At 62.8% G+C, this 3150-nt stretch carries 4 protein-coding genes; all 4 read left to right on the top strand.

All coding sequences use genetic code 11. From position 1 onward, the window contains the following. Window positions 1–1042: molecular chaperone DnaJ (gene dnaJ, locus EN893_RS26005; protein ID WP_128361878.1), on the top strand; the 1042-nt coding region annotated here is incomplete at its 5' end. Between the two features lie 167 nt (window positions 1043–1209). Continuing rightward, complete coding sequence (pmtA, locus tag EN893_RS26000; RefSeq protein WP_023810874.1) at window positions 1210–1815, top strand: phospholipid N-methyltransferase PmtA; 606 nt, start codon at window positions 1210–1212, stop codon at window positions 1813–1815. A 288-nt stretch (window positions 1816–2103) separates the two neighbouring features. Next, window positions 2104–2700, top strand: a complete 597-nt coding sequence (locus tag EN893_RS25995; RefSeq protein ID WP_127266740.1) for an NADPH-dependent FMN reductase — start codon at window positions 2104–2106, stop codon at window positions 2698–2700. After that, window positions 2697–3150: orotidine-5'-phosphate decarboxylase (pyrF, locus tag EN893_RS25990; protein ID WP_164749509.1), on the top strand; the 454-nt coding region annotated here is incomplete at its 3' end. The genes EN893_RS25995 and pyrF, both read left to right, overlap by 4 nt.

Below are 3150 nucleotides of genomic sequence, written 5' to 3'. Positions count from 1 at the left end.
GTTCCATCCCGACCGCAACCCCGGCGATCATTCCTGCGAGCACAAGTTCAAGGAAATCAACGAAGCCTACGAGACGCTGAAAGACCCGCAGAAGCGCGCGGCCTACGACCGCTTTGGCCACGCCGCCTTCGAACAGGGCGGCATGAATGGCGGCGCGCAAGGTTTTGGCGCCGGCGGTTTCGCCGATATCTTCGAGGACATTTTCGGCGACATGATGGGCGGGCGCCAGCGCCGTTCGTCGGGCGGCCGCGAACGCGGCGCCGACCTGCGCTACAACATGGAAATCACCCTGGAAGAGGCTTTTGCCGGCAAGACCGCGCAGATCCGGGTGCCGGCGTCGATCTCCTGCTCTGAATGTTCGGGCAGCGGCGCCAAGCCCGGCACCCAGCCCGTCACCTGCTCGATGTGCAACGGCCACGGCAAGGTGCGCGCCACGCAAGGTTTCTTCTCGATCGAACGGACCTGCCCGCAATGCCAGGGCCGCGGCCAGACAATCAAGGATCCGTGCCCGAAATGCGCCGGCCAGGGCCGCGTCACCGAGGAGCGTTCGCTGTCGGTCAACATCCCGGCCGGCATCGAGGACGGCACCCGCATCCGCCTTGCCAATGAGGGCGAAGCCGGCCTGCGCGGCGGGCCATCGGGCGACCTCTATATTTTCCTGGCGGTCAAACCGCACGAGTTCTTCCAACGCGACGGCGCCGACCTGTATTGCAAGGTGCCGATCTCGATGACGACGGCAGCCCTTGGCGGCTCCTTCGAGGTGACGACGCTGGACGGCACGCAGACAAAGGTCAAGGTGACCGAGGGCACGCAGAACGGGCGCCAGTTCCGTCTCAAGGGCAAGGGCATGCCTGTGCTGCGTCAGCCCAATGTCGGCGACCTCTACATCCAGACCGCGGTCGAGACGCCGCAGAACCTGACCCGCCGCCAGCGTGAGCTGCTGGAGGAGTTCGAACAGCTCTCCTCGCAGGACAATTCGCCCCAATCGAGCGGCTTTTTTGCCCGCATGAAGGATTTTTTCGAGTCCTTTGGCGAACGTTGATGCACTTTGGCCAGCCTAAGCCGATTTGCAACGCGTAAATCCTTGAATCGCGTCACCCCTTGAGACGCGACGAAAATTATCTTATCCACGACATGCGTCCGGCCGCGCCTTGCCTAGCACCGCTCAGGTGCTAAGTAACTTTGCGGGAAGCGCTGAGGAGAGCTTGCATGACACGTGGCCCTGGACTGCGGAAGGCGCTTGTCGAAAAGTTCGACGACGAACTCAAATTCTTCAAGGGCTGGATCGACAAGCCGAAGGCGGTTGGTTCGATCGTGCCCACCAGTTCGGTCACCGCGCGCAAAATGGCCTCGATCGTCAATCCTAAATCCGGCCTGCCGGTGCTTGAGGTCGGCCCCGGTACCGGCGTGATCACCCGCGCCATCCTCGCTCAGGGCGTGCGGCCCGAAAACCTCTACGCGGTCGAGTATTCCGCGGATTTCGTCCGTCATCTGCGGCGGCTCTATCCCGGCGTCAACGTCATCGAGGGCGATGCCTTCAATCTCAACGCCACGCTTGGCGACAAGAGCGGGATGATCTTCGATTCCGTCGTTTCCGGCGTGCCGCTGCTCAACTTCCCGGTCGCCCAGCGCATTGCCTATATCGAGAGCCTGCTCGACCGCATCCCGGCCGGACGGCCGATCGTGCAGCTGACCTACGGCCCGATGTCGCCGATCCCGGCCGGCCGTGGCAATTATACGGTCAAGCATTTCGATTTCATCCTTCGCAACATCCCGCCGACCCAGCTGTGGATCTACCGCCGCGAAGCGCATTAGTTTCTCGGAGCGGAACCGCTCGGCGACTCGCGCAAACTCTATGACTTCGTCATCCACGGGCGGAGCAAGGAGCGCAGCGACGCAGCGCAGACCCGAGGATCCATGCCGCGACTTCCGAGTGCACGCCACGGCGCAGAGTTCTGTTCCGCCGCACTCTACGGTCAAGGTCACGGAATGGATCCCAGGGTCTCCGCGACGGAGCTTCGCTCCTGCTTCGCCCAGGGATGACGAAGTTGGCGTTGATTTGCTCGATCCTTGGCTGTACCTGTCCGGGAGCAAGGGTGGCCAATGGCAGTGATCCCGAAAATCCTCGTCTTCGCCGGCTCGGTGCGCAGCGGCGCCTATAGCGGCAGGACGGCCGACGTGGCGCAGAAGGAACTTGCCATGCAAGGCGCCGAGGTGACCCGCATCTCGCTTGCCGACTATCCCTTGCCGATCCTGGACGAGGATCTGGAAAAGGAAAAAGGCGTTCCCGAAAACGCCCAGAAACTCGGCCGTCTGGTGATCGCCCATGACGGGCTGCTGATCGCCACGCCCGAATATAACGGCTCCATTCCGCCGCTGCTCAAGAACACGATCGACTGGGTGAGCCGGGTGCGCAGGGATGGCGGGCGGCCGGTGAGGCCACTTGCCGGCAAGGTCGTTGGCCTCTGTTCGTCCTCCAGCGGGCACTTTGCCGGCATCCGCTGCATCAACCATCTGCGCGCCGTGTTGGTACGTTGCCAGATGGAGGTGGTGACGCCGGAATGCTCGGTGCCCGAGGGTGGCAGCGCCTTCGACGAGGACGGCAATTTCCGTGACGAAAGACTGTACAAATCGATGGAGCATCTATGCCGCACGCTGATCGAAACCTCGCGCATGCTGTCCACCCGGATAGAGACATGATTGCCAGCACCTTGCAGGCCCAATCCATGCAGGAAAGGCTGATCGTCGGCCTCGACGTGCCGACAGTGAGAGAAGCCGAGCAGGCGGTGCGCGAACTCGACGGCGTCGTCTCCTTCTACAAGATCGGCTACCAGCTTGCCTTCGCCGGCGGGCTCGATTTCGCCAGGGAACTGACCAGCGGCGGCACCAAGGTCTTCCTCGACATGAAGCTGCTCGACATCGACCACACGGTGGCCAAGGGCGTCGAGAACATCGTCAAGATGGGCATGACCATGCTGACCATCCACGCCTATCCCAAGGCGATGGCGGCGGCGGTGGAAGCAGCGCGCGGCAGCGACCTTTGCCTGCTTGCCGTCAGCGTGCTGACCTCGATGGACGAGCAGGACATGATCGATGTCGGTTACGAGTACGACCCGCATACGCTGGTGCTGCGGCGCTCGGAACAGGCGC

The organism is Mesorhizobium sp. M7A.F.Ca.CA.004.04.2.1 (assembly GCF_004022825.1).
Classification (GTDB): domain Bacteria; phylum Pseudomonadota; class Alphaproteobacteria; order Rhizobiales; family Rhizobiaceae; genus Mesorhizobium.
The sequence above is the reverse complement of the archived record's forward strand: the minus strand, read 5'-3'. Positions and strand labels throughout refer to the sequence as shown.

What these genes read in the sequence shown, in the direction of transcription:
- EN893_RS25995 (WP_127266740.1), top strand. Translation starts at nt 2,104, where the DNA reads ATGGCAGTGATCCCGAAAATCCTCGTCTTCGCCGGCTCGGTGCGCAGC.
- pmtA (WP_023810874.1), top strand. Translation starts at nt 1,210, where the DNA reads ATGACACGTGGCCCTGGACTGCGGAAGGCGCTTGTCGAAAAGTTCGAC.